Below are 1,993 nucleotides of genomic sequence, written 5' to 3' on the forward strand. Positions count from 1 at the left end.
GGTCTCCTGACCCGCCCGTTTTATAAGGCAGCCCTCACCCCTAACCTGTCGGCGCGCCGCTCCGCAAATGTAGGGCGGGGATTTGCCAGGGGCATAGCTCGCTTCGCTCGGTTCCTATCCCCGCCGCTCTCACCGATTCGCCCCCCTCCCCGGCCCGTAGGCGAGCCTCCCCCCAAAGGGGGGAGGGGACAGGCGGCGCGCCCTTTACGGGCCGAATTTCCGGATGATGGCGTCGCGGCCGAGGTTGAGGATGCCGTATCGTTCGCCCGTCCGGGTGAAGGCCTCGACCGCCCGGTCTATCTGTTCGTCGGTGTGGGCCGCCGAGAGCTGCACCCGAATCCTCGCCAGACCCTGGGGAACAACGGGGTAGCTGAAGCCGATGACGTACACGCCCTCTTTGAGGAGATCGCCGGCGATGTCGGAGGCCAGCTTGGCGTTGTAGAGCATGATGGGAACGATGGGATGGTCGCCGGGGATGACGTCGAAGCCGGCCTCGGTTATCAGCTTGCGGAACTTGCGCTGGTTCGCCCGGAGTCGTTCGCGCAGCTCCCCCGATTCCTCCAAGATGTCCAGGACGGCCAGGGTGGTGGCCGCGATGACGGGGGCCAGGGTATTGGAGAAGAGGTATGGCCGCGAGAACTGCCTGAGCGCCTCCACGACCTCGGGCGGCCCCGCGGTGAATCCTCCCGAGGCCCCGCCCAGCGCCTTGCCGAAGGTGGAGGTTATGATGTGGACCCGGTCGCCCACGCCGTGGTATTCGGTCGTTCCCCGGCCGTTTTCGCCGATGAATCCGGTGGCGTGGGAGTCGTCCACAATCACCAGGGCGTCGTATTTCTCGGCCAGATCGCAGATCTGCGGCAGGGGCGCTATCTCGCCGTCCATGCTGAAGACGCCGTCGGTGACGATGGCCTTCATCCGGGCCTCGCGGGCGCGGATGAGCTCATCCTCCAGGTCCTGCATGTCGAGGTGGTCGTACCGGAAGCGCTCGGCCTTGCACAGGCGTATTCCGTCTATCAGGGAGGCGTGGTTGAGGGAATCGGAGAGGACGGCGTCCCGGTCGTTGAAGAGAACCTCGAAGAGCCCGCCGTTGGCGTCGAAGCAGCTCGAGTAGAGGATGGCGTCCCTCTTGCCCACGAAAGCCGCCACGCGGCGTTCCAGCTCCAGGTGGACGCTGTGGGTGCCGACGATGAACCGCACCGAGGAGAGGCCGAAGCCGTAGCGGTCCAGCGCTTCCTTAGCCCGCTCGACGAGGCTCTCGTTTCCGGACAGCCCGAGGTAGTTGTTGGCGCAGAAGTTGATTACGTCGCCCGCGGATTCGACGGATATGCCGGTTCCCTGGCGGGTGGTTATCACCCGCTCCGTTTTGAAGGTTCCCGCCCTGCGCGCGCCTTCCAGTCTCTCGGAAAGCGCCCCTCGGAGGTAATCTATGCCCATGGCCGCCCCGACAAAGGGGCATCCGTCCGGTCTCGCGACCGGACGGTTGAAAGAAGGAGAATACCCTGAAACCTAGAGCGACTTGAGCGCCTGGCGGACTATCTCCAGCCCCCGGTCCGCCTGGGCCTCGGTCAGGTTCAACGGCGGCCGGAAACGGATCGAGCGCGCCCCGCAGGTGATGGCGAAGAGCCCGCGGTCGTACATCGCCCGCCAGGCCTTGGCGCGTTCCTCGCCCGTGGGCATCTCGAAGGCGATCATCAGCCCCAGGCCCCGCTCCCCGTTGCCCTCCGTCCCCTCGAGGGCCGAGTGGAGCCCCTCGAGGAGGTGGGTGCCCACGCGGGCGGCGTTCTCCACCAGCCGCTCCTCCTCGATGACTTCGAGATACGCCTGGCAGCGGACCATGTCCACCAGGCTCCCGCCGAAGGTGGAGTTGAGGCGGCTCGATCCGGGTACCGTCCCGTCGGGCGCCGTCTCGTCGGAGAAGACGTTGTACTTCACCCGGTCCACCTTATCCCCGACCATGATCCCGCACACCTGGCTCTTCTTGCCGAAGGCGATG

2 protein-coding genes are annotated in these 1,993 nt (G+C 66.1%); both read right to left on the reverse strand.

The genetic code is table 11. The features are described from left to right. Positions 1-204: 204 nt before the first annotated feature. A complete protein-coding gene (gene kbl / locus NTW26_10900) occupies positions 205-1,434 on the reverse strand; it encodes a glycine C-acetyltransferase (protein MCX7022759.1) in 1,230 nt (409 codons plus the stop codon). Between the two features lie 72 nt (positions 1,435-1,506). Next, on the reverse strand, positions 1,507-1,993 hold a 487-nt coding region (locus tag NTW26_10905; protein ID MCX7022760.1), incomplete at its 5' end, for an aminotransferase class III-fold pyridoxal phosphate-dependent enzyme.

The sequence above is a fragment of the bacterium genome (assembly GCA_026398675.1).
GTDB lineage: Bacteria > RBG-13-66-14 > RBG-13-66-14 > RBG-13-66-14 > RBG-13-66-14 > RBG-13-66-14.

What these genes read in the sequence shown, in the direction of transcription:
- kbl (MCX7022759.1), bottom strand. Translation starts at nt 1,434, where the DNA reads ATGGGCATAGATTACCTCCGAGGGGCGCTTTCCGAGAGACTGGAAGGC.